At 71.7% G+C, this 240-nt stretch carries 1 pseudogene; it reads right to left on the minus strand.

Annotated elements, in window-relative coordinates:
- Window positions 1-240, minus strand: a pseudogene (locus SB816_RS34605) (amidohydrolase); the annotation flags it as partial.

The following is a 240-nucleotide window of genomic DNA, read 5'->3' on the forward strand; positions in this document are numbered from 1 at the left end:
GTGATCGCCGAGGCGGCGGCCAGCCCTACATCGGTGGGAAACGCCAGCGCCTGCACGAGTTGCGCCGGCCCCACGAGCCGCTCCTTGCCGGCCGGACGCAGCGCGTGCACGAATACGGCTGCGCCAAGCGCGGCGGCGGCCTCGAAGAATGGATCGAACTGCGCCGCGCCGATGGGCGCGCCATTGATGTTGCTGCCGATCTCGACGCCCGCGAAGCCCGGCGTGGCCATCAGGCGTTCG

Source organism: Achromobacter sp. SIMBA_011 (genome assembly GCF_046535435.1).
GTDB classification, from domain to species: Bacteria; Pseudomonadota; Gammaproteobacteria; order Burkholderiales; family Burkholderiaceae_B; genus Achromobacter; species Achromobacter dolens.